Raw genomic sequence first — 22,723 nt, 5'->3', positions numbered from 1 at the left:
CCTTCACGTGCCCGTTGTCGCGGCAGGGCCGCGGTCGTCGAACACCGTGTTCCTGGGGCGCTTGCGCTTGCTGGTGCCGGACGACCTCCTGCCGCTACTGCCTGGGACGTTGGGGATCTCGCCTGCACTGGGGTCACGGCCCGGTGCATCGTCGACCGTGATGTCGATGCCGTCCAGCAGAGCTTCTGTGAGGCATTCCGCGCCCGAGTCGATGGCTTCTTGGCAGCCGTCCTCGGCCAGTCGCTCCAGCAGGCCGACCACTCCGTTTGTGCGCTCGAGGAGGTACTCGGGCATGTGGCCGTCCGTGAGCATTCCAGAGGGCGCATTTAGCAGTCTCAACTGGGCTTCGACGCCGGTCAGATGGCTGATCCAAGCCGTCATCTGAGCCGGAGTGTCGTAGCGGAATCGGTCCAGTTCGACCAGATCGAAGCGTCGTTCCGTCTGGGTCGACTCCAGACCGTGGGCTCTGGCATGTCGTGACGCAGGGAAGATCACCTGCCGGGAGCGGGCATCGTGGCGCCCCTCTCTCAGCAGGCCCGAGCCGGGAATATCGACACCCACCAGGACGAGGGTGACGTGCATGCTCATGAAGGCCCGGATCAAATCGAGGGTGTCCTGATCATCGGCCCTGTGCAGGCGAAGCCTCGTAATATCGTCCAGAATCAAGGCTTTTGTGCCGTGATCGTGCAGAGAGTTGGCGACCTGGCGAATGAGGTCGGGTAGATCCATCCGCGGGTTGAGCGGCGCGCCGTAGAAGTTCAGGATGGCCTTGCAGGTGCTTTTCGGCTTCGCGGTCACTGGCGTCTGGACGTATGCGACAGGGATGTGCAGATCGCGGGCCCCGGCAACCGCCTCGGGATTGAGGTGTCGGTGCAGCTCAAGCCACGAGTCCTCGAACGTCGCAGCGATCTCGCAAATCGTCTCCGTCTTGCCCTGGTAGCCGCCACCGGTCACCATCACGCCGGCCCTCGTACTGGGTTTCCGCTTGAGCGCGTTGGTCATGATGCGTCCGTGCAGCAGCTTGGTGACGGCCTTGGTCATCGGAGTCTGCAGCAGCGGGAGGGTGGCGTGAGTGGCCGCGCGGTGCAGATCATGCAGAGACCTTCTCCGTGCGCTCAAGCGCCGCCACTCGGCAAGGCTCAGCCGGGGCGCGGGCACGAAGCTGTTGCGGGTCGTTCGCCAGTGCTCCCATCCACTCACGGTGTCCCGCATAGGCGGAGAGCCGGGCAAGAGGAATGGGACCGGCCCGCCGTCTCCCGGGGCGCTCATGCGGGCTCCGGACTCAGCTCGGGGGCCTGGCCATCGTCCTCATCCTCGTCGGGCAGCAGGAACAGATTTCGGGCCCGCAGCGAGTCCCCCAGCAGCGGCGGAGGCGCCGGTGGCCGGGAGACAGCGGCTTCGCGGCGACGCTGGCGATCCTCCGTGACGGCCCGGCGGGTTCGCTGAGTGAGCTCAGCGAGCCGGTCGGGTGGAGGAAGCGTATTCAGCGGAGTGGACGGCCGGTCGGCGGCGGCAGCATGTGCCCGCTCCATCTCCCGGGCCCGCTCGGTCTTCTGCTGGGCTGTCATCTGGGTCGGCCAGTCCGCAACCGGTGTCCGTGCAGCCAGCAGCTTGAGCAGGACCGGCAGTAGTTCCCTGTCATCCTGCGGCTTGAGTCCAGCGCGGGCCGCCTCGCGGAGGAGTTCGCGTACGCGTGTGTCAGCGAAGGCCGTGACGTCGTCCCCGGGCGGCAGTCCGTTCCAATCCAGAGCGTGCCAGCACCCGGACCGTTCGGGATCTTCGAAGTAGACCCGTCGGCAGTCCCGTGGATCGCGATTGACCGCCCACTTGCCTGCGTGACGTCCGCCGCGGCCGGAGCGTCGGCCGCGGAAGGCGTCCAGCACGGGGTCGGTGCCGCCGTACCAAAGTCCGCCGATCTTCACCCCGCGCCGTCGGTCGATCTTCACGAAGTGGGCGGGCAGCAACTCGTAGTACAGATCCGGCTCGGGAATCTCCAGGCTGATCCCGTCGCGGGCTGCCGCGGCGGCGAACAGCGTGTTCGGGCTGTGCCGCCCGCCGGGGTCCCAGGCCGGCGCGTACTGGTCCAGCCTGCGGTTTTGCCAGACCGCGACGATCCAGGTCGCCAGTAGATGCTCCATCTCCGCGAGCGTCCAGACCGCGTCGCCTTCCGGGTCGGCGCCGCGGTCGGCGACATCGACGCCCCGGTAGCCGAGCAACATCTCCAGCAGCAGTGACTGGATTCCTGCAAATGCGCGTTCGCAGGCAGCCTTGTCGGTCGGCCGCATGGCACGGGCCGGCAGCAGATCGATTCCCAATCGGCGGGCGACGGAGACGATGTGATGGTTCTTGTAGACGCTGCCGTGGTCACTGTTCACCGTCTCCGGGGCGAAGAACGGCAGCCCGGCCACCTCGAGCCCGGCGAACTGGGCGACCAGCGCGGCCGGGACGCCAGGGTATGGCCACTCCATCTCCTGGCCCCAGTCGGGGCGCATTGGTAGCGGCCGCAGAACATCCCGGAGCAGCATCGCCACCTCCACCGACGACTCCGACACCGGCGTGAGGCGGAAAGCGACCAGGGAATGCGAGTAGGCGTCGAGCGCGAGGGTGAGGTGGGCGGTGATTGGGATGCCGAAGATGTCGGCGAGGACCTTCACCGGCAGCGGCGTGGTGTCCAGCGCGACCACCTGGCCTGGTCGGGTGACCACGACCTTCGCCTTCCCCGTCTCCACCGCGGCAGCGGAGCGGACATAGCGCTGACGGGTGCCGCCGCTCCCGAACCACTCCTTCCACACGTTCGCCAGCGTCGTGTAGTGCGGGACGTGCACCTCGGCGTCGAACTTCTCGGCCACGTACTGGTGGATCATCCGTTCTTTGGTCCTCATGCTCACCTTTGAGCGGTGCAGGCACTCAGCGTGAACGGCCCGGATTGCCTCGGCGACCTCCTCGGTGACCGCCCGCCGCCCTCGCAGGGGCGGCGTCCACCGCCCGTCCGCCAGTCCCATCAGCCCGTGCTCGGCGTACTGGGCGGCCATCCGCTTCAGTGTGCGTTCACTGAACCATTCCAGCCCCAGGTGCTTGGCCTCCTGGCGGTCCAGTTGCTTCAGCTCGGCCGCCTTGGCCTGGCGTCGCTCGGTCAGCGTGGTGTGCGCCGGGTCGTACTCGGGTCTGGGCTCTCCCGGCTGTGCCCAATGCCGACTGCCGCTGCGGTAGCCGGTCTGGACCTCCAACAGATGCGCCATCCTGATCCGTGCCCTGGTCAGATCGTGTTCCTGGAGATCTTCGGCCCCCGACCGCTGGCGCCCCTCAAGCATCACGGCCTCCCCGCCGGGTAGATCCACGCAGCGTCACCCAACGGCTGGGCGAGATCCACCGCGAGGCGCCGGTGCCATAGGAGATGGACGGCATGCGCGCGAGCGACCGCAGGCAGCGACGTGGCGTCCGTCAGCTCTCCCAACTGCCGTGGACGTTCGGAGGCCAACTCCAGCAGTTCACCGTGCAGCCCGAGGCGGTCGGCCATCGGCCGACGCCGGGCAGACAGCGCGTCCAGTCCAGTGGCCACGTGGCGGCGCCAGCCGGTCACCACCAGGTAGCGCCATCCGGCCGCGGCTGCCGCCCGCTCGGCCGCGGCGAACTTCACCAGGTCCTTGTCCTTGATCAGATGGCCGGGCCGGACGTCGATCAGCATCGCAGTCCCGGGCAGCAGCACCAGGAAATCCGGGGTGTGGTCCTCGGTGCCGTCGGCGGTGGTGAACCGCAACCTGAACGGCTGGGCCAGCACCTCCTCGACGCCACCCACGAAGTCCAACGCCAGCAGCAGACGGCGCTCTGCCAGGCTCTCGAAGCCATGCATCCGGCCCGTGGCCAGCATGTACTGCAATCCGGGACGGTGCCGCTGTCCCGCCTGCCAGGTGAAGGCGCGTACTGGGGCCGACACGAACGCCGGAAAGCCGGCCAGGTCCCGGACGGGGCAGATGACCTCAGCCCGAGCCGCCTTCCACCCGGTGATCCACCGACGCGTCCACCCCGGCCCCGTCTCCAGCCCTGCGGCTGCGGCCGGGTCGACGGCGTACGGAACGACGAGGCCATCGAGGGTGCAGTTGTGTGACCACACGGGTCCCGGCTCAAGAGCCGGTGTACGGGCCGATACCTCCATGCCACCAGGACAGCCCGCCCGAGAGGCCGCCCATACCACTTCCCGTGAAAACCCCGCAGGTGAGAGCGGCGACCGCTACCCTGCGGGCCACCCCAGACGCTCACGGGCCAACTCGACCGCTCATGGGCCAACTGAACGACTCAGTCACACCACCCCCGGTCTCCACGCGAGCGATCGTTGCATAAAACTGCGGACGCACGTATAGTCATGCCATCTATGAGGAGGGTTTCGATGAAGGTACGAGCAGCGGTCGCGGGCGCGAGCGGATATGCGGGTGGAGAACTCCTGCGCCTCCTTCTCGCCCACCCCCACGTCGAGATCGGCACCCTGACGGGCCACTCCAACGCGGGCCAGAAGCTCGGCGCCCTCCAGCCCCACCTGCTCCCGCTCGCCGACCGCGTCCTCGCGCCGACCGCGCCCGAGGAGCTCGCCGGGCACGATGTCGTCTTCCTGGCGCTGCCGCACGGACAGTCGGCCGCCGTCGCCGAGCAGCTCGGCCCCGACGTCCTCGTCGTCGACATGGGCGCCGACTTTCGGCTGGAGAACCCCGCCGACTGGGAGACGTACTACGGCTCCCCGCACGCCGGGACCTGGCCCTACGGCCTCCCCGAACTGCCCGGTGCCCGCGCCGCCCTCGACGGGGCCAAGCGCATCGCGGTGCCCGGCTGCTACCCCACCGCCGTCTCCCTCGCGCTCTTCCCGGCGTACGCGAACGGGCTCGCCGAGCCCGAAGCCGTGATCGTCGCCGCCTCCGGGACCTCCGGCGCGGGCAAGGCCGCCAAGCCCCACCTCCTCGGCAGCGAGGTCATGGGCAGCATGTCGCCGTACGGCGTCGGCGGCGGCCACCGCCACACCCCCGAGATGATCCAGAACCTCAGCGGACCGGCGGGGGAGCGGGTCACCGTCTCCTTCACGCCCACCCTGGCCCCGATGCCCCGCGGCATCCTCGCCACCTGCACGGCCACCGCGAAGCCGGGCGTCACCGCCGGATCCGTACGGGACGCGTACGAGAAGGCCTTCGCCGACGAGCCCTTCGTCCACCTCCTCCCCGAGGGGCAGTGGCCGGCGACGGCGTCCGTCTACGGTTCCAACGCCGTTCAGGTACAGGTCACGTACGACGCGGCCGCGAACCGGATCATCGCCATCAGCGCCATCGACAACCTCACCAAGGGCACCGCCGGCGGTGCGGTGCAGAGCATGAACATCGCCCTGGGCCTCCCCGAGGACACCGGACTTTCCACGATTGGAGTTGCGCCGTGAGCGTGACCGCAGCGAAGGGATTCACGGCAGCGGGCATCGCCGCCGGAATCAAGCAGAACGGCAACCCGGACGTGGCCCTCGTGGTCAACACCGGGCCCCGCCGCGCCGCCGCGGGAGTCTTCACCTCCAACCGCGTCAAGGCCGCGCCGGTCCTCTGGTCCCAGCAGGTCCTCGCCGACGGCGAACTGACCGCCGTCGTCCTCAACTCAGGCGGCGCCAACGCCTGCACCGGCCCCCAGGGCTTCCAGGACACCCACGCCACCGCGGAGAAGGTCGCCGAGGTCCTGAGCGCCAAGGGCCCGGAAGTCGGCGCCGGCGACGTCGCCGTCGCCTCCACCGGCCTCATCGGCCTCCTGCTCCCCATGGACAAGCTCCTTCCCGGCGTCGAGAAGGCCGCGGACGAACTCTCCGAGCACGGTGGCGAGAAGGCCGCCATCGCCATCAAGACCACCGACACCGTCCACAAGACCTCCGTGGTGACGAGGGCAGGCTGGACGGTCGGCGGCATGGCGAAGGGCGCCGGCATGCTCGCCCCCGGCCTCGCCACCATGCTCGTCGTCCTCACCACCGACGCCGACGTCGACGCCAAGGGCCTGGACAGCGCCCTCCGGGGCGCCACCCGCGTCACCTTCGACCGGGTCGACTCCGACGGCTGCATGTCCACCAACGACACCGTGCTCCTCCTCGCCTCCGGCGCCTCCGGCGTCACCCCCGCGCAGGACGAGTTCACGGAGGCCGTACGGGCCGTCTGCGACGACCTCGCCCGCCAGCTCATCGGCGACGCCGAGGGCGCCAGCAAGGACATCCGCATCGAGGTGATCAACGCCGCGACCGAGGACGACGCCGTCGAGGTGGGCCGGTCCATCGCCCGGAACAACCTCCTCAAGTGCGCCATCCACGGCGAGGACCCCAACTGGGGCCGGGTGCTCTCCGCCATCGGCACCACGCGGGCCGCCTTCGACCCGGACCGGCTCAACGTCGCCATCAACGGCGTGTGGGTCTGCAAGAACGGCTCCGTCGGCGAGGACCGCGAGCTCGTCGACATGCGCTACCGGGAGGTCACCATCACCGCCGACCTGGCCGCCGGCTCCGAGTCCGCCGTCATCTGGGCGAACGACCTCACCGCCGACTACGTCCACGAGAACAGCGCGTACTCGTCGTGAACAAGCCCGACAACCCCAACGCCCCCGCGCGGAAGCACACCGCCCTCCCGAAGGCCCAGATCCTCATCGAGGCCCTGCCCTGGCTCACCCGCCACCACGGCAAGACCGTCGTCATCAAGTTCGGCGGAAACGCCATGATCGACGAGGACCTGAAGGCCGCCTTCGCCCAGGACGTCGTCTTCCTGCGCCACGCCGGCCTCAAGCCGGTCGTGGTGCACGGCGGCGGCCCCCAGATCAGCGCCGCGCTCGACAGGCACGGCATCGTCAGCGAGTTCAAGGCCGGCCTGCGCGTCACCACCGAGGACGCCATGGACGTCGTACGGATGGTCCTCGCCGGGCAGGTCCAGCGCGAGCTCGTCGGGCTGCTCAACCAGCACGGCCCGTTCGCCATCGGCATGACGGGCGAGGACGCGCACACCATCACGGCCACCAAGCACCAGCCGGTCATCGACGGCGAGCAGGTCGACATCGGCCGGGTCGGCGAGATCACCGCCATCGACACCGGCGCCATCGAGGCGCTCCTGGAGGACGGCCGGATCCCGGTCATCTCCTCCATCGCCCGCTCCCAGGACGACGGACATGTCTACAACGTCAATGCTGATACGGCGGCTGCGGCACTCGCTGCGGCGCTGGGTGCCGAGACCCTGATGGTCCTGACCGACGTCGAGGGCCTCTACGAGGACTGGCCGAACAGCGACGAGGTCATCAGCAGGCTCACCGCGAGCCAGCTGGAGAAACTGCTGCCCGAGCTCTCCAGCGGCATGGTCCCCAAGATGGAGGGCTGCCTGCACGCCGTACGGAACGGGGTCACCACGGCCCGCGTGATCGACGGCCGGGTCCAGCACTCGATCCTGCTGGAGATCTTCACCGACGAGGGCATCGGCACGATGGTCGTACCGGACGGACAGGGGGACGGATGAGCGGCACCGGCAACGAGCAGCTGACCCAGCGGTGGCAGGGCTCGCTCATGAACAACTACGGCACCCCCCGGCTGCCCCTCGTCCGCGGTGAGGGCGCCAAGGTCTGGGACGCCGACGGCAAGGAGTACCTCGACTTCGTCGGCGGCATCGCCGTCAACGCCCTCGGCCACGGCCACCCGGCGATCGTCGAGGCCGTGACCCGGCAGGTCCAGAGCCTCGGCCACGTCTCCAATCTCTTCGTCGCCGAGCCGCCCGTCACCCTCGCCGAGCGGCTGCTCGGCCTCTTCGGCCGGCCCGGCAAGGTCTTCTTCTGCAACTCCGGCGCCGAGGCCAACGAGGCCGCGTTCAAGATCGGCCGGCTCACCGGCCGGACGCACATGGTCGCCACCGAGGGCGGCTTCCACGGCCGGACCATGGGTTCCCTCGCGCTCACCGGCCAGCCCGGCAAGCAGACCCCCTTCCTGCCGCTGCCCGGTGACGTCACCCACGTCCCGTACGGCGACGTCGAGGCACTGCGCGCCGCGGTCACCGAGGACACGGCCCTCGTGATCATCGAGCCGATCCAGGGCGAGAACGGCGTCGTCGTCCCGCCCCCCGGCTACCTCAAGGCCGCCCGCGAGATCACCCGCGCCACCGGCACCCTCCTCGTCCTCGACGAGGTCCAGACCGGCATCGGCCGCTGCGGCCACTGGTTCGAGTACCAGGCCCACGACGGCGTCGAGCCGGATGTCGTGACCCTCGCCAAGGGGCTCGGCGGCGGCCTCCCGCTCGGCGCGACCGTCGCCTTCGGCCCGGCCGCGGACCTCTTCGGCCCCGGCCACCACGGCACCACCTTCGGCGGCAACCCGATCGCCTGCGCCGCCGGACTCGCCGTCCTGGACACCCTCGGGGCCGACGCGGCCCTGGACCACGTCAAGGCGGTCGGGGAGCGGCTGCGCTCGGGAATCGAGGGTCTGGGCCACCCGCTGGTCTCCCACGTCCGTGGAGCGGGCCTCCTGCTGGGTATCGTGCTCACGGAGTCCCTCGCACCCCAGGTGCAGCAGGCGGCTCAGGACGCCGGTCTCCTGGTGAACGCGCCCGCCCCCGATGTCGTACGGATCATGCCTCCGCTGGTCCTCACCGACGCCGAGGCGGACGCCTTCCTCCGGGCCCTCCCCGGAGTCCTCGACGTGGCGAACGGGCAAGGACGAACCGGAGAATGAGACGACGATGACCGACGCGCAGGAGAACGAGCACGGCGGGCCGTCCGTTCCGCAGACCCGCACCGCACGCCACCGCAGGATCGTCGACATCCTCAACCGCCAGCCGGTGCGCTCGCAGAGCCAGCTCGCCAAGCTCCTCGCGGACGACGGGCTGAGCGTCACCCAGGCGACGCTCTCCCGCGACCTCGACGAGCTGGGCGCGGTGAAGATCCGCAACACCGGTGGCGAGCTGATCTACGCGGTGCCCAGCGAGGGCGGCTTCCGCACCCCGCAGGCACCGCTCGGCGAGTCCGCCAAGGAGGAGCGCATGCGGCGCCTCTCCGGCGAACTGCTGATCTCCGCCGAGGCCTCCGCCAACCTGGTGGTCCTGCGGACCCCGCCGGGCGCGGCCCAGTTCCTCGCGTCGGCCATCGACCAGGCCGAACTCCACGCGATCCTCGGCACGATCGCGGGCGACGACACCCTCCTGCTGATCAGCCGGGACCCGACGGGCGGCCAGGGACTCGCCGACCACCTGCTGCGCCTGGCGCAGAAGGGCTGACCTGACGTAGTACCCGTGTCAGCACCGGTTGATCGCCGTCGGACCGCTCAGCGTGCCGACGGCGAAGTGCTGTCGGCACGCGGGATCCGCCCAGACGAGCCCCGCGCGCAGGACGTCGCCCGACACGGCCACCCAACCGACCGTCGCCCCGCCCCCGTCGACGCGCAGGAAGACACGGCTGTTCTGCGGACCGCCGGGGCGCCACCGTCTCACATCCCGGGTGTCCGAGTGCGATCGCGCCCGCGGGCGAGGCGGAGCACCCGGAGCACCCACGCGCCCGGCTTCGGGGCCGTCGCGCGGACCGGCGCTCCGGCCCCCGCGCGGACCGCCGTGCCGACCGTCGCTCCGGCCCCCGCGCGGACTGCCGCGCCGGCCGTCGTGCCGACCGGGGCATCGACCCGGCCGGTGGCTGGCGCGCCGACCGTCACCCCGGTCGGTACCTCGGCCGGGGTAGCGGGCGGAAGGTGGTCGGGCCAGGGGGCCAGCGCCTTCGTGGCCTCCCGTACGACCCGCGGCGAACCGTCGTCGAGCAGCGGTACGAGCCGCTGGGGCCGGACGGCGTCGAGCAGCCGCAGCCCCACCACGGCGCCGGCCCGCACCCGGGGCCGCTCGTGTGCGATGAGCGACCAGAGCGTCGGCACGTCCGTGGCCCGGTCGCCGCACTCGGCGAGACCCACCGGAGCGAAGTCGGGCGTCCGGTCCCCGGCGGCGCAGGCGGCCCGGTAGAGCGGCAGCGGATCCGTACCCACCTGCCGCAGGGCCCAGCGGGCGCAGGCCCGTACGAGCACGGAGCGGTCGTACAGGAACGGCTCGGCCTCGGCGGCCCGCCCGCTCCGGCGCAGCGCCGTGACGCCCGCCGCCCGCACGCGGCCGGTCCGGGAGCCCAGCAAGGGGGCGAGCACGGTCTCGTCGACGGTGTCGCCCGCCGCGGCGATCGCCGCGCTCGCGCACAGGTCCTGGACGACCACGTCCGGGTCGCCGGCGGCGATCGTGGCGAGCCGCGCGGGGGAGAGGAGACCGCGCTCCACGGCGACCCGGTGCGCGAGCCGCCGGACGGCCCGGTCCTCGGCGGTGAGCAGCGAGGTCAGATGCGCCGCGGGACCCTCGCTGAGCCGCGCGGTCAGCAGTTCGCGTGCGGACTCCCCACGCAGCCGCCGGGCCTCCCGGAGGACCACGGAGGCCACGGTGGCGAGCGCCTCGGGCGCGAGACCCGGCAGCTCCGCGCGCAGCAGGGCCCGGGCCCGGTCCCGTACGGGCTCGGCCCAGTCGGCGCACCGGATCACGACCAGGGGGAGGAGTGCGGGGAGGTGGGTGACGTACGGGAGGGCGGCCTCCCTGGTCCGGCCGTCGGGGTCGCACAGGGCGAGTGCCAGCTCGACGGCGGTGGGCGGGCGGCTCGGCGTGGGGGAGAGCCACGTGCCCCGGGGCGGGACACGGCCGCCCCACCGGACCAGGCCACGGACGTGCCCGTCCAGTTCGGCCCACGCGCCCGCGTCGGCCCCCTCCATGGCCTGGGCCAGCCGGTCCGTGACGTCCAGGTGCGCGTTGCTCGACATGGCGGGAGCCTAGGACCCGGGACGGTGGGACGGCCCCTGATTATCGGGATCACCGGGATCACCGGGATCACCGGGATCACCGGGATCACCGGGATCACCGGGATCACCGGGATCACCGGGATCACCGGGATCACCGGGTTCACCGGACCGACGCCGACCGACCGGCCAGACATCGCGTTGACAAAACATACGGTGCACCGCATAGTTATGCCTCATAGAGGGTGCGCGATCGCCGCCCGGTATGACCTGGCGTGACCCGCACACGTACACCCACCCTCCTGAGGAGTAGCAGCTGTGAGCAGCAACAACGGTGACGTCCGGCTCTGGGGCGGCCGGTTCGCCGACGGCCCCGCCGAGGCCCTCGCGAAGCTGTCCGCGTCGGTCCACTTCGACTGGCGTCTCGCGCCGTACGACATCGCCGGCTCCCGCGCCCACGCGCGCGTGCTGCACAAGGCGGGCCTGCTCACCGAGGACGAGCTGACGCGCATGCTCGCGGGCCTCGACCTGCTGGAGGCGGACGTCGCCGACGGCTCCTTCGTCGGCACCGTCGCCGACGAGGACGTCCACACCGCCCTGGAGCGCGGCCTCCTGGAGCGCCTCGGCGCCGACCTCGGCGGCAAGCTGCGCGCCGGCCGGTCCCGGAACGACCAGGTCGCCACCCTCTTCCGGATGTACCTCCGGGACCACGCCCGCGTCATCGGCGGTCTCATCGCCGACCTCCAGGACGCCCTGGTCGGCCTCGCCGAGGCGCACGCGGACGTCGCCATGCCCGGCCGTACGCACCTCCAGCACGCCCAGCCGGTGCTCTTCGCCCACCACGTGCTGGCCCACGCCCAGTCCCTGTCCCGGGACGGCGAGCGGCTGCGCCAGTGGGACACCCGGACGGCCGTCTCCCCGTACGGCTCCGGCGCCCTCGCGGGCTCCTCGCTCGGGCTCGACCCGGAGGCGGTCGCCAAGGACCTCGGCTTCGAGCGCGGCTCGGTCGGCAACTCGATCGACGGCACGGCCTCCCGTGACTTCGTGGCGGAGTTCGCCTTCATCACGGCGATGATCGGGGTGAACCTCTCCCGGATCGCGGAGGAGATCATCATCTGGAACACGAAGGAGTTCTCCTTCGTGACCCTGCACGACGCCTTCTCCACGGGCTCGTCGATCATGCCGCAGAAGAAGAACCCGGACATCGCCGAGCTGGCGCGGGGCAAGTCGGGCCGTCTCATCGGCAACCTGACGGGCCTGCTCGCCACCCTCAAGGCCCTCCCGCTCGCGTACAACCGCGACCTCCAGGAGGACAAGGAGCCGGTCTTCGACTCCTGTGACCAGCTGGAGGTCCTGCTGCCCGCCTTCACCGGCATGATGGCCACGCTCACGGTCCACCGCGAGCGCATGGAGGAGCTGGCCCCGGCGGGCTTCTCGCTCGCGACGGACATCGCGGAGTGGCTGGTCAAGCAGGGCGTGCCGTTCCGGGTGGCGCACGAGGTCGCCGGCGAGTGCGTGAAGGTCGCCGAGTCCGAGGGCAAGGAGCTGGACGAGCTCACGGACGAGCAGTTCGCCAAGATCTCCGAGCACCTCACCCCCGAGGTCCGCACGGTCCTCAACGTCCCCGGCGCCCTCGCCTCCCGCGACGGCCGAGGCGGCACGGCCCCCTCGGCGGTCGCCACCCAGCTCGTCGAGGTCAAGGCAGACCTGGTGATCCAGCACGCCTGGGCCACCGCCAAGCAGTAGAGCTCAGCACGTCACAGCGCCGCCGCCCACTCCGCGAGCGCGTCGAAGTCCGGCCGGAGCAGTCCGAGCCGGGGGTCGACGTGCAGCAACAGGGCGGCGGCGCGGTGGTTCTGCTCCACGTACTCGTGGTCGTACGACGTGATGTCGTCGTCGACCCAGGCGAACGGCCGCCCCCGCGCGTACTCCAGGATGTACTGCGTCTTCCAGAAGGTCCCGCGAGGGGCCTTTCCGTGCATCCGGGGCCAGTCGATGTACGGCAGCTCGGGCAGCCCGAGGTGCGGCGCGATCCAGTCGTTCGCCTCACCCTTCCAGGTCGTCGCCCACACCAGCTCGTACGCCTCGGCGAGCGCGAGCAGCTCACCCCCGTGCGCCGGGTTCAGCCACACCCGCAGCGGCTTCGTCTCGAACCAGCCGCCCGGCCGCATGCGGTGCGTCGTATACCCCTGCGGGCGCCGCTCGCGCTGCGCCGCGTACGGATTCAGCGGCCCGTCGACATCGATCAGCAGCAGTGGCTTCGTCATGTTCACAGCATTCCGTCCCCGACTCGGTGAGGCGTTGAAATATCGAATGAGACAATGATGTCTCATTCGGTGTATGGTCGTCTCATGTCAGTCGATCGCACCCAGGTGCTCCACAGCGCCGCCGGCCTGCTCTCCCGCAAGGCGACCGCCACCATGGACGAGGTCGCGCGGGCCGCCGGGATCGGTCGGGCCACGTTGCACCGGCACTTCGCCGGGCGCGACGCCCTGGTCAGGGCTCTGGAGGAGCTCGGGATCCAGGAGCTGGAGGAGGCCCTCGACCGGGCCCGTCTCGACGAGGGGCCCGCCGACGAGGCCGTACGCCGGCTCGTCGCCGGGACGGAGCCGATGGCTCCGCTGCTGTCGTTCCTCGTGACCGAGAACCAGCTCTTCGAGGGCGACCAGCAGAACGAAGGCTGGGCCCGCCTCGACGCCCGGGTCTCCGACCTCTTCCGGCGCGGCCAGGAGCAGGGCGCCTTCCGGATCGACCTGACCCCCGCCTGGCTCACCGAGGCCCTCTACGGGCTCATCGGTTCGGCCGCCTGGGCCGTGCAGGACGGCCGGGTCGCCGCCAAGGACTTCCAGTACATGATCGTCGAGCTGTTGCTCGGCGGAGCGCGCAGGAGCGTGGAGAAGTGAGCACCAGCACCGTCAAGCACCCGGACCATATCGAGGGCGTCCGCCGCCCCGGTCGGTGGCTCGCCCTTTCCGTTCTCGTCCTGGCCGTCCTCCTCGTGGCGGTGGACGCGACGGTCCTCGGCCTCGCCACCCCCTTCCTCTCCGAGGACCTCAAGCCGTCCGGCTCCCAGCTGCTCTGGATCGGCGACGTCTACTCGTTCGTCATCGCCGGACTCCTGGTCTCCATGGGCAGCCTCGGCGACCGCATCGGCCGCAAGAAGCTGCTGCTCATCGGCGCCACGGCCTTCGGCGCGGTCTCCGTCCTGAACGCCTACGCGACCAGCCCCGAGATGATGATCGTGGCCCGCGCGCTGCTCGGCGTCGCCGGCGCCACCCTGATGCCGTCCACCCTGGCGCTCATCCGGAACCTCTTCCACGACCCGCGCGAGCGCAGCCTCGCCATCGGCATCTGGGGCGCCATGGCCTCGGCCGGTGCCGCCGTCGGACCGGTCGTCGGCGGATTCCTCCTGGAGCACTTCTGGTGGGGCTCGGTCTTCCTCATCAACCTGCCCGTCATGGCGGTCCTCGTCCTCGTCGGCATCAAGATGATCCCCGAGTCGAAGAACCCGAACCCGGGCCCCTGGGACCTCGCCAGCGTCGGCCTCTCCCTCGTCGGCGTGATCGCCGTCGTGTACGCGATCAAGGAGCTCGCCTCCCACGGCCTCTCCCTCGACGCGGGCCTCGCCGCCCTCGCCGGCGCCACCGCCCTGACCTGGTTCGTCCGCAGGCAGCTCACCCTGCCCGCGCCGCTCCTGGACATGCGCCTCTTCCGCAACCGCGGATTCTCCGGCGCCGTCCTCGCCGACCTGCTGACCATCCTGGGCCTCTCCGGCCTGGTGTTCTTCCTGTCCCAGTTCTTCCAGCTGGTCCAGGGCCGCCAGCCCCTGGAGGCCGGTCTCGCCGAGCTCCCCGCCGCCATCGGCGCCGTCACGGCCGGTCTCGTCGCCGGTGTCGTCGCCCGGCGGTTCTCCGTGCGGTCCGTCGTGGCGGGCGGTCTCGCGGCCGTCGGCCTCTCCCTCGCCGTCCTGACGACGATCGACGGAGACACCGGCTATCCGCTGCTCGGCGCGAGCCTGCTCGTCGTCGGTGTGGGCGCCGGTTTCGCCTTCACCGTCACCGCCGACGTGATCCTGTCCAGCGTCCCGAAGGACCAGGCGGGCTCCGCCTCCGCCGTCTCCGAGACCGCGTACGAACTCGGCGCCGCGCTCGGCATCGCCGTTCTCGGCTCGATCGTGACCGGCGTCTACCGGAACTTCGCCACCCCGGCCGGCGTCCCCACCGACATCGCCTCGGCCGCCCACGAGTCGCTCGGCGGCGCCGTGGAGGCCTCCGGCGCCCTCGCCCCGGAGACGGCGACGGCCCTGGTGTCCGCCGCCCAGCTGGCCTTCGTCGACGGGCTGCGGATCGCGGCCGGCGTCGGCGCGGCGGTCCTCCTCGCGGCCTCGGTCGCGGCCTGGTTCCTGCTCAGGGGCCAGAAGCTGGAGGACGGCGTCGAGCACTGACGCCGGGGAACATGCCGGTGCCCCCGTACAGCCCTGCTGTACGGGGGCACCGGCACGTGCGTATACGAGAGTTACGCGGCCTTCGCCTTGGTGGCGTACATGTCCACGTACTCCTGCCCGGACAGCCGCATCACCTCGGCCATCACCGAGTCCGTCACCGCCCGCAGGACATAGCGGTCGCGGTCCATCCCGTCGTACCGCGAGAACTCCATCGGCTCGCCGAAGCGGACCGTGACCTTGCCCGGCCGCGGCAGCCCCGCCCCGCCCGGCTGGATCTTGTCGGTGCCGATCATCGCGAACGGCACCACCGGCGCACCGGTCATCAGGGTGAGGCGCGCGATGCCCGTACGGCCCCGGTACAGCCGGCCGTCGGGGGAGCGGGTGCCCTCCGGGTAGATCGAGAAGATCTTGCCCTCCTCCAGGACCCGCCGCCCGGTCATCAGCGCCGCCACACCGCCGCGCCCGCCGTCCCGGTCCACCGGGATCATGCCGACGCTGGTGAAGAACCAGGCCATCGCCCGGCCCTTGATGCCCTTGCCCGTCACGTACTCGTCCTTGCCGATGAAGAAGACCTGACGGTCCAGGCAGATCGGCATGATCATCGAGTCGATGAAGGTCAGGTGGTTGCCGGCGAGGATGACGGGACCGGTCCCCGGGATGTTCTCGGCGCCCTCCACGCGGGGGCGGAACATCAGGCGCATGACCGGCCCGAGCACTGCCTTGATGATCGCGAGACGGGACAACGGTTCCTCCGGGTGACGCGCGGGCGGGGTCGGGCCAGCTGACGGTGCAGCTGGCGACGATACTCGCGGGTCACCGCCGTACGCACATCGGGTTCACCGACTGGATACGCAGTGTTGACGTGTGTTTCCGCCATGTTCGGCAGAGGTCTGCCGTCCGTAGGGCCTCCTTGCCTAGCCTCGGAGCTCCCCGTTGACAGGTGCGGGACATCACACACGAGGAGCCTTCATGACCCAGGGCGAGCGCCGGACCCCGGCACGGCGGACCGTTCTCGGAGCGGCCGGAGCGGCGGCGGTACTGGGGGCTTCGACGGCCCTCCCCACGGGCACCGCCCACGCCGACGAGGCCCGGGGCGACAGCCGCGGCCGCGGCTACCGCTCCCTCCCCGTCCCCACCGTCATCGCCCACCGCGGCGCCAGCGGCTACCGCCCCGAGCACACCATCGGGTCCTACCGGCACGCCCTCGACCTCGGCGCCCACGTCATCGAGCAGGACCTCGTCCCCACCCGGGACGGGCACCTCGTCTGCCGCCACGAGAACGACATCACCGGCACCACCGACGTCGCCGACCACCCCGAGTTCGCGTCCCGGAAGACCACCAAGAGCGTCGACGGCACCACGCTCACCGGCTGGTTCACCGAGGACTTCACCCTCGCCGAGCTCAAGACCCTGCGGGCGAAGGAGCGCATCCCCGGCACCCGCCAGGAGAACACCCTCTACGACGGCCGCTGGACGATCCCCACCTTCGAGGAGGTGCTGCGCTGGGCCGAGGAGGAGGGCCGCCGCCGGGGCCGCGACGTCTGGCTGCACGTCGAGACCAAGCACCCCACCTACTTCCGTTCCCTCGGCCTCGGCCTGGAGGAGCGGCTCGCCAAGCTCCTGCGCCGCTACGGACGCCACCGCGCGAACTCCCCGGTCTTCCTCCAGTCCTTCGAGCCCGGCAGCATCCAGCGCCTGGCGAAGCTCGTCGACTCCCCGGGAGTGGTCCTGCTCTCCGCCGCGAGCAGCCGCCCCTGGGACTTCGTCCAGGCCGGCGACCCGCGCACCGTCGCCGATCTGGTGAAGCCCGAGGGCCTGCGCTGGATCGCCTCGTACGCGCAGGGCATCGGCCCCACGCTCGACCTGGTGATCCCGAAGGACGCGACCGGCCGCCTCGGCACCCCGACCACCCTCGTCCGCGACGCGCACGCCGAGGGGCTGCTCCTCCACCCGTACACGCACCGCAACGAGAACAGCTTCCTGCCCGCCGACTACCGCCGGGGCACGGACCCGACGGCCTACGGCGACGCCTTCGGGGCGCTGAAGCGGTACCTGGAGACGGGAATCGACGGCATCTTCTCCGACAACCCCGACACCGCGCTCCTCGCCGCCGCGGACCTCACCGCCGCCCGCGACTGACCGGCTCGGGAGGAGGCCGTCCGGCCCCGGCCGTTCGGGCCGGTACGACCTCCTCCCGGGTGGTTTACGCCCCGCACCGCAACCGACCCCGTGCACCCGGACATCGTGCCGGTCATGACCACCCCCGAGACCACGACGTACGCGGACCCGGCCCCCGCCCCGGCGTCCGCCCCCACTGCCGGCTCCCTCGCGACCCCCGGCCTCCTCGCCGCCCTCGCCCCGCTGCTCGCCGCCGAGTCGGACGCCGAGGCACCGGCCGCCGGCGTCGACCCCGGCGACCTCGAACAGGCCGTCTGGCTCCGTCTCCTGGAGCGCCTCCAGGAGACGGGCGCTCCCGAGCGCCCCGCCGACTGGCTACGCCGCGCCGTCCGCGCCGAGGCCCGCCGCGCCCGCCGGACCACCGACCGGGAGCGTCCCTACCAGGGCGAGCCGACCCCGCCGGCGGACACCGAAGGACCGGACGGCTCCCCGGAGACCTCGCTCCTCGTCGCCGAACGCCACCGCACCCTGCGCGCCGCCGTCACCCGAACGCCCGGCCGGTGCCCGCGCCTGCTCACCGCGATGCTCGACCCCGAAGACCCCACCTACCGGGAAATCGCAGGAGAGTTGGGTATCTCACAAGGCAGTTTGGGGCCGATGCGTTCCCGTTGCCTGGGATGCCTGCGCAGAATGCTGGCTGCAGAGGTTCCCGCCCCCGGCCGACGGGGAAGGGTGCGATAAACCGACGGCGAACCACATGAGCGGGAGGCGTGCACACATGGGCCTGAGTGTGACCATCTCAGCAGCGGACGCGCAGGACGCGGAGCACATCCTGAAGCTGCAGTACCTCTGCTACCAGAGCGAGGCGGAGCTGTACGGAGACTGGTCCATCGAACCGCTCACCCAGTCGCTCGACGCCCTGCGCGCCGAACTGGACGAGGGGCACGGCCTGGTGGCCCGGCTCGGCGACGAGGTCGTCGCCTCGGTGCGGGCCCGCCTCGAAGAGGACGGCACGGTACGGATCGCGAAGCTGATCGTCCACCCGCGCATGCAGCGCCACGGCCTGGGAGGCCGCCTCCTCGACGGCATCGAGCGCCACTTCGCCGCCGCGACCGCACCGGCCGAGCCCGCCGCCAAGCGCTTCCAGCTTTTCACCGGCCACCGCAGCGAGGGCAATCTGCGGCTCTACCGCAGCAAGGGGTACGCGCAGGTGGCGGCTCGCGAGCTGGGTCCCAAGCTCACCCTGGTGACGTTGGAGAAGGCCGCCGCCTGACTCAGGCGGCGACGGCTCAGACGCCGACGGCGGTACGCGACCGGCGCAGCCACCAGATGCCGGTCAGCGGCAGCAGTACCGGAATGAAGAGGTAGCCGTAGCCGTAGTCCGACCAGACCGTCGCGTCCGGGAAGGCGGACGGCTCCAGCAGAGTCCAGGTCCCCACGATCAGCACGCCCGCGAGCTCGGCGGCGCAGCAGACCAGCGCCGCCCTGCGGGCCGTCTCCCCGCCCCGTACCAGGGTGTAGGTGATGAAGGCGTAGACCACGGCCGCCGCCGCCGACAGGCCGTACGCCAGCGGCGCCCGGTCGAACTCGGTCGCGATCTGGTAGATCGAGCGGGAGACCGCGCCGACCGACATCACGCCGTACAGCCAGACGAGCAGAATGCCCGGGCCCGAGACCAGACGGGTCCTCGCGCCCTGTGCCGTCTTCTCCTGCGTCCCCGTCTCGGTCATGGTCAGCCCACCGTCCAGATGTCGTAGAGACGCACTTCGAGAACGGCGAGGACCACCGCGCCGGCGGCCACCGTCGCCGAGCCCCACCGGCTGCGCTCCGCGAGCGACATGAACCCGGCGATCGGCACCGCGCACAGCGCGCCCAGCAGATAGGCGACGAAGATCGTCGTGCCCTCCTCGGCCTTCTCGCCGCGCACGAGCTGCACGATGCCGACGATCAGCTGGGCCAGGACCAGGAAGGTCACCACGGCCATGCCGATGAAGTGCCAGTCCTTGGTCGGCTGGTCCCGGAAGGCGGCGAAGCCGCACCAGGCGGCGAGGGCGAGCGCGGCCACGGAGACCGTGGTCGTCAGGGCGTCGAGCATGCGCCCGAGGGTATTACGGTCCGAAAGGCCCGATGCGCTCGCCCCCTGCCTCCCACTGCCGCACCCGGTAGGTGGCGGACGCACCGACCGTGGCCTTGGCCACACCCGCCGCCCGCGCCCGGCCGGAGCCGCGCCGCCGGCCCCGGCCGGCCGGGGCCGTCCTCGCAGGCCACGCACCGGGCAGCGGCCCGCGTACGTCCCACCGGCGGGTGTCCGCATGGCGTCTCAACAGCGTCCGCTATTCGGACGCCCCCCTTTCGTTCGCGACTGCGCATGCTTTACTTGCAGACATGACCACGACGAGCAGCCGCACCCTTGCGACCGAGGCGATCACGACGCCCGGTGCTCGTTGTATGTGTCGAATGTGCGCCTTCTGAGGGCCCCCGCAGAGTCTCGCGCCCCGAAGCGAGACCAGACGGCCGAGCCGATCCTCCCGCCGACCGGCGGCGGACCGTGCCTGCCCCGCGCGCACACCGCCTCCGGCCACCAGCCGGACCGGCCTCCGTGCGCCTGACTGTCCGAACGACGAATGCCCCGTGCCCGGCGGACCCCGCGCCGCGCACTCGACAGTGACGGAAACCCTGTGATCACCACTTCGGGCCTGACCAAGGTCTACGAGTCGCGCGGCCGCCAGGTCACCGCTCTGGACGGCGTCGACCTGCACGTCCGTGAGGGCGAGGTCTTCGGCGTGATCGGCCAGAGCGGCGCCGGCAAGTCCTCGCTCATCCGCTGCGTCAACCTCCTGGAGCGCCCCACATCCGGCACGGTGACCGTCGACGGAGTCGACCTCACCGCCCTCGCCGGAAAGGGCCGCCGCGCCGGGAAGGACCTGCGCCGGGCGCGCAGCAGCATCGGCATGGTCTTCCAGCACTTCAACCTGCTGTCCTCCCGCACGGTCAAGGACAACATCGAGCTCCCCCTGGAGATCCTCGGCGTCTCCGGCGCCGAACGCTCCCGCCGCGCCCTCGAACTCCTCGACCTCGTCGGCCTCGCCGACAAGGCCAAGTCCTACCCGGGCCAGCTCTCCGGCGGCCAGAAGCAGCGCGTCGGCATCGCCCGCGCCCTCGCCGGCGAGCCCAAGGTCCTCCTCTCCGACGAGGCCACCAGCGCCCTCGACCCGGAGACCACCCGCTCCATCCTCCAGCTCCTGCGCGACCTCAACCAGCAGCTCGGCCTCACCGTCCTGCTCATCACGCACGAGATGGACGTCGTCAAGACGATCTGCGACTCCGCCGCCCTGATGCAGCACGGCCGCGTGGTCGAGTCCGGCACCGTCAGCGGACTGCTCGCCACCCCCGGCTCCCAGCTGGCGGCCGAGCTCTTCCCGGTCAGCGGCGCCCCCACGGGCCCCGACCGCACGGTCGTCGACGTCACCTTCCACGGCGAGTCCGCGACCCAGCCGGTCATCTCCCAGCTCTCCCGCACCTACAACATCGACATCTCGATCCTCGGGGCGGCGATGGACACCGTGGGCGGCAAGCAGATCGGCCGGATGCGGATCGAGCTCCCCGGACGGTACGAGGAGAACGTCGTCCCGGTCGGCTTCCTGCGCGAGCAGGGCCTCCAGGTCGAACCCGTCGACCTCGACGCAGCCGCCGAAGCGGACGCCGCACCGGCCGACACCGTGCCCGTACTGGCCAAGGAAGGTGCCAAGTGACCTGGTCCGAGATGCAGCCCCTGCTGGAGCAGGGCACCGTCGACACGCTCTACATGGTCCTCTGGGCCACCGTCGTCACCGTGCTCGGCGGCCTGCCGCTCGGCATCCTCCTCGTCCTCACGGACAAGGGCGGACTGCTGCAGAACCGGCCGGTGAACAAGATCGTCGGTGCGATCGTGAACATCGGGCGTTCGCTGCCCTTCATCATCCTGCTGATCGCGCTGATCCCCTTCACCACCTTCGTCGTCGGCACCTTCATCGGCCCCACCGCGATGATCGTGCCGCTCGCCATCGGCGCCATCCCCTTCTTCGCGCGCCTCGTCGAGACGGCGATCCGCGAGGTCGACCACGGGCTCGTCGAGGCCGTCCAGGCCATGGGCGGCGACATCCCCACCATCGTCCGCAAGGTGCTGCTCCCGCAGGCCCTGCCCTCGCTCGTCTCCGGCGTCACCACCACGGTGATCGTGCTCATCGGCTACTCGGCGATGGCCGGTGCGGTCGGCGGCGAGGGCCTCGGCTCCAAGGCCGTCACCTACGGATACCAGCGCTTCGACACCACGTTCATGCTCGTCACCGTCGTCGTCCTGGTCCTGATCGTGACCGTCGTCCAGCTCATCGGCGACGGAGTCGTCCGACTCCTCGCCCGCCGGGGCCGCACGGCCTGAGCCGTCCCGCCCCACCCCCCAAGGCTTCGTTTTTCGAAGAACAGCCCGGACTTGTTGTCCAGGCGTCCACCGCTCCACCGGAAAGAGGCACTCTTCGTGCGTAAGAACATCAAGCTCACCGCCGGTATCGCCGCCACCGCCGCCCTCGCCCTCGGCCTCACCGCCTGCGGCACCTCCTCGGACCCGTCCTCCTCCAAGGACTCGGCCGGCTCCGGCGACACCTCCAAGCCGCTCGTCGTCGCCGCGTCCCCGACGCCGCACGCCGACATCCTCAACTACGTCAAGGACAAGCTGGCCGAGAAGGAAGGCCTGAAGCTGGAGGTGAAGGAGTTCACGGACTACGTCCTGCCGAACACCGCCACCCAGTCCGGCCAGGTCGACGCCAACTTCTTCCAGCACAAGCCGTACCTCGACGACTTCAACCAGAAGAACAAGACCACCATCGTCCCGGTGGTCAACGTCCACCTGGAGCCGCTGGGCCTCTACTCCAAGAGCCTCAAGTCGGTGAAGGACATCAAGGCGGGCCAGACGATCGCCGTCCCCAACGACACCACCAACGGCGGCCGCGCGCTCCAGCTGCTCGCCGAGAACGGCCTGATCACCATCAAGCCGGGTGTCGGCACCAACGCCAAGCTGTCCGACATCACCGACAAGAAGGGCCTGGAGTTCAAGGAGCTGGAGGCCGCCACCGTGCCCCGCGCCCTGAACGACGTGGACGCCGCCGTCATCAACGGCAACTACGCCATCGAGGCCAAGCTCCAGCCGGCGAAGGACGCCCTCGCCCTGGAGAAGGCCGACGGCAACCCGTACGCCAACTTCCTCGCCGTCAAGGAGGGCAACGAGAAGGACGCCCGCGTGCAGAAGCTCGCGAAGCTCCTCAACTCGCCCGAGGTGAAGAAGTACATCGAGGACACCTACAAGGGCTCGGTCATCCCGGCCTTCGGCGCCGTCGCCAAGTAGGACCCGGCGTCCG

General features: G+C 70.9%; 24 protein-coding genes. 15 read left to right on the top strand and 9 right to left on the bottom strand.

The annotated features are described in order from the left end of the window. Positions 1-3 precede the first annotated feature (3 nt). The 3 genes from ACFWWU_RS28235 to ACFWWU_RS28225 all read right to left on the bottom strand — a co-directional run bounded on the left by ACFWWU_RS28235 (position 4) and on the right by ACFWWU_RS28225 (position 4,153). On the bottom strand, positions 4-1,200 hold the full coding sequence (locus ACFWWU_RS28235) for a TniB family NTP-binding protein (RefSeq protein ID WP_384149062.1): 1,197 nt from the start codon (positions 1,198-1,200) through the stop codon (positions 4-6). 65 nt (positions 1,201-1,265) lie between these two features. After that, positions 1,266-3,311: a transposase gene (locus ACFWWU_RS28230; RefSeq protein WP_384149060.1), complete on the bottom strand. Its 2,046-nt coding sequence runs from the start codon at positions 3,309-3,311 to the stop codon at positions 1,266-1,268. Further along, entirely contained in the window at positions 3,311-4,153 is an 843-nt protein-coding gene (locus tag ACFWWU_RS28225) for a TnsA-like heteromeric transposase endonuclease subunit (protein ID WP_384149058.1), read from the bottom strand. Before ACFWWU_RS28225 ends, ACFWWU_RS28230 begins: the two co-directional genes overlap by 1 nt. A gap of 231 nt (positions 4,154-4,384) precedes the next feature. Between ACFWWU_RS28225 and argC the strand changes: the two genes are divergently transcribed. Genes argC through ACFWWU_RS28200 form a run of 5 tightly spaced genes read left to right on the top strand, consistent with a single transcriptional unit; the run spans position 4,385 to position 9,239 of the window. Next, on the top strand, positions 4,385-5,413 hold the full coding sequence (argC, locus tag ACFWWU_RS28220; protein ID WP_384149056.1) for an N-acetyl-gamma-glutamyl-phosphate reductase: 1,029 nt from the start codon (positions 4,385-4,387) through the stop codon (positions 5,411-5,413). After that, entirely contained in the window at positions 5,410-6,576 is a 1,167-nt protein-coding gene (gene argJ / locus ACFWWU_RS28215) for a bifunctional glutamate N-acetyltransferase/amino-acid acetyltransferase ArgJ (RefSeq protein WP_384149054.1), read from the top strand. Before argC ends, argJ begins: the two co-directional genes overlap by 4 nt. Beyond that, complete coding sequence (gene argB / locus ACFWWU_RS28210) at positions 6,573-7,496, top strand: acetylglutamate kinase (RefSeq protein ID WP_384149052.1); 924 nt, start codon at positions 6,573-6,575, stop codon at positions 7,494-7,496. The genes argJ and argB overlap by 4 nt, the downstream gene beginning before the upstream one ends. Beyond that, on the top strand, positions 7,493-8,698 hold the full coding sequence (locus ACFWWU_RS28205) for an acetylornithine transaminase (RefSeq protein WP_384149050.1): 1,206 nt from the start codon (positions 7,493-7,495) through the stop codon (positions 8,696-8,698). The genes argB and ACFWWU_RS28205 overlap by 4 nt, the downstream gene beginning before the upstream one ends. Before the next feature lie 7 nt (positions 8,699-8,705). Beyond that, positions 8,706-9,239: an arginine repressor gene (locus ACFWWU_RS28200; protein WP_329624456.1), complete on the top strand. Its 534-nt coding sequence runs from the start codon at positions 8,706-8,708 to the stop codon at positions 9,237-9,239. A gap of 18 nt (positions 9,240-9,257) precedes the next feature. Here the strand turns inward: ACFWWU_RS28200 and ACFWWU_RS28195 are convergent, their stop codons facing one another. Together ACFWWU_RS28195 and ACFWWU_RS28190 are read right to left on the bottom strand one after the other, a co-directional pair. Next, the gene (locus ACFWWU_RS28195) at positions 9,258-9,452 is read right to left on the bottom strand and encodes a hypothetical protein (RefSeq protein WP_384149048.1); all 195 of its coding nucleotides are present in this window, start codon (positions 9,450-9,452) and stop codon (positions 9,258-9,260) included. Continuing rightward, the gene (locus ACFWWU_RS28190; RefSeq protein ID WP_384149046.1) at positions 9,449-10,795 is read right to left on the bottom strand and encodes a hypothetical protein; all 1,347 of its coding nucleotides are present in this window, start codon (positions 10,793-10,795) and stop codon (positions 9,449-9,451) included. Before ACFWWU_RS28190 ends, ACFWWU_RS28195 begins: the two co-directional genes overlap by 4 nt. Before the next feature lie 24 nt (positions 10,796-10,819). Between ACFWWU_RS28190 and ACFWWU_RS28185 the strand changes: the two genes are divergently transcribed. Continuing rightward, positions 10,820-11,050: a hypothetical protein gene (locus ACFWWU_RS28185; protein WP_384149044.1), complete on the top strand. Its 231-nt coding sequence runs from the start codon at positions 10,820-10,822 to the stop codon at positions 11,048-11,050. Positions 11,051-11,089: 39 nt separating this feature from the next. Next, positions 11,090-12,517 (top strand): argininosuccinate lyase, encoded by a 1,428-nt coding sequence (argH, locus tag ACFWWU_RS28180; RefSeq protein WP_384149042.1) that lies wholly within the window; start codon positions 11,090-11,092, stop codon positions 12,515-12,517. 11 nt (positions 12,518-12,528) lie between these two features. Here argH and ACFWWU_RS28175 read toward each other — a convergent pair whose 3' ends face one another. Continuing rightward, positions 12,529-13,038, bottom strand: coding sequence for an HAD domain-containing protein (locus tag ACFWWU_RS28175; protein ID WP_384149040.1), 510 nt, complete (start codon positions 13,036-13,038; stop codon positions 12,529-12,531). An 84-nt stretch (positions 13,039-13,122) separates the two neighbouring features. On the opposite strand from ACFWWU_RS28175, the gene ACFWWU_RS28170 reads away from it, so the two are divergent. Together ACFWWU_RS28170 and ACFWWU_RS28165 are read left to right on the top strand one after the other, a co-directional pair. Next, the gene (locus ACFWWU_RS28170) at positions 13,123-13,674 is read left to right on the top strand and encodes a TetR/AcrR family transcriptional regulator (protein ID WP_384149038.1); all 552 of its coding nucleotides are present in this window, start codon (positions 13,123-13,125) and stop codon (positions 13,672-13,674) included. Beyond that, on the top strand, positions 13,671-15,215 hold the full coding sequence (locus tag ACFWWU_RS28165) for an MFS transporter (RefSeq protein WP_384149036.1): 1,545 nt from the start codon (positions 13,671-13,673) through the stop codon (positions 15,213-15,215). Before ACFWWU_RS28170 ends, ACFWWU_RS28165 begins: the two co-directional genes overlap by 4 nt. Before the next feature lie 71 nt (positions 15,216-15,286). On the opposite strand, the gene ACFWWU_RS28160 is transcribed toward ACFWWU_RS28165, so the two are convergent. Next, positions 15,287-15,958 (bottom strand): 1-acyl-sn-glycerol-3-phosphate acyltransferase, encoded by a 672-nt coding sequence (locus ACFWWU_RS28160; RefSeq protein WP_024760652.1) that lies wholly within the window; start codon positions 15,956-15,958, stop codon positions 15,287-15,289. 226 nt (positions 15,959-16,184) lie between these two features. Between ACFWWU_RS28160 and ACFWWU_RS28155 the strand changes: the two genes are divergently transcribed. The 3 genes from ACFWWU_RS28155 (at position 16,185) to ACFWWU_RS28145 (ending at position 18,606) form a co-directional block, all read left to right on the top strand. Further along, positions 16,185-17,354, top strand: coding sequence for a glycerophosphodiester phosphodiesterase (locus ACFWWU_RS28155; protein ID WP_384149034.1), 1,170 nt, complete (start codon positions 16,185-16,187; stop codon positions 17,352-17,354). A gap of 114 nt (positions 17,355-17,468) precedes the next feature. Next, positions 17,469-18,074, top strand: coding sequence for a sigma-70 family RNA polymerase sigma factor (locus ACFWWU_RS28150; protein WP_384149032.1), 606 nt, complete (start codon positions 17,469-17,471; stop codon positions 18,072-18,074). Between the two features lie 37 nt (positions 18,075-18,111). Continuing rightward, positions 18,112-18,606: a GNAT family N-acetyltransferase gene (locus ACFWWU_RS28145; RefSeq protein ID WP_384149030.1), complete on the top strand. Its 495-nt coding sequence runs from the start codon at positions 18,112-18,114 to the stop codon at positions 18,604-18,606. Between the two features lie 16 nt (positions 18,607-18,622). On the opposite strand, the gene ACFWWU_RS28140 is transcribed toward ACFWWU_RS28145, so the two are convergent. Further along, a complete protein-coding gene (locus tag ACFWWU_RS28140) occupies positions 18,623-19,063 on the bottom strand; it encodes a hypothetical protein (protein WP_384149028.1) in 441 nt (146 codons plus the stop codon). A gap of 2 nt (positions 19,064-19,065) precedes the next feature. Then, positions 19,066-19,428 (bottom strand): hypothetical protein, encoded by a 363-nt coding sequence (locus ACFWWU_RS28135; RefSeq protein ID WP_384149026.1) that lies wholly within the window; start codon positions 19,426-19,428, stop codon positions 19,066-19,068. A gap of 583 nt (positions 19,429-20,011) precedes the next feature. Here ACFWWU_RS28135 and ACFWWU_RS28130 point away from each other — a divergent pair. The 3 genes from ACFWWU_RS28130 to ACFWWU_RS28120 all read left to right on the top strand — a co-directional run bounded on the left by ACFWWU_RS28130 (position 20,012) and on the right by ACFWWU_RS28120 (position 22,710). After that, positions 20,012-21,085, top strand: coding sequence for a methionine ABC transporter ATP-binding protein (locus ACFWWU_RS28130; protein ID WP_384149024.1), 1,074 nt, complete (start codon positions 20,012-20,014; stop codon positions 21,083-21,085). Beyond that, a complete protein-coding gene (locus ACFWWU_RS28125; RefSeq protein WP_384149022.1) occupies positions 21,082-21,750 on the top strand; it encodes a methionine ABC transporter permease in 669 nt (222 codons plus the stop codon). Before ACFWWU_RS28130 ends, ACFWWU_RS28125 begins: the two co-directional genes overlap by 4 nt. 96 nt (positions 21,751-21,846) lie before the next feature. Further along, a complete protein-coding gene (locus tag ACFWWU_RS28120; protein ID WP_384149020.1) occupies positions 21,847-22,710 on the top strand; it encodes a MetQ/NlpA family ABC transporter substrate-binding protein in 864 nt (287 codons plus the stop codon). Positions 22,711-22,723: the final 13 nt, after the last annotated feature.

This window comes from Streptomyces sp. NPDC058650 (genome assembly GCF_042717315.1).
Taxonomy (GTDB): Bacteria; Actinomycetota; Actinomycetes; order Streptomycetales; family Streptomycetaceae; genus Streptomyces.
This window is presented reverse-complemented; position numbering and strand designations above follow the sequence as displayed.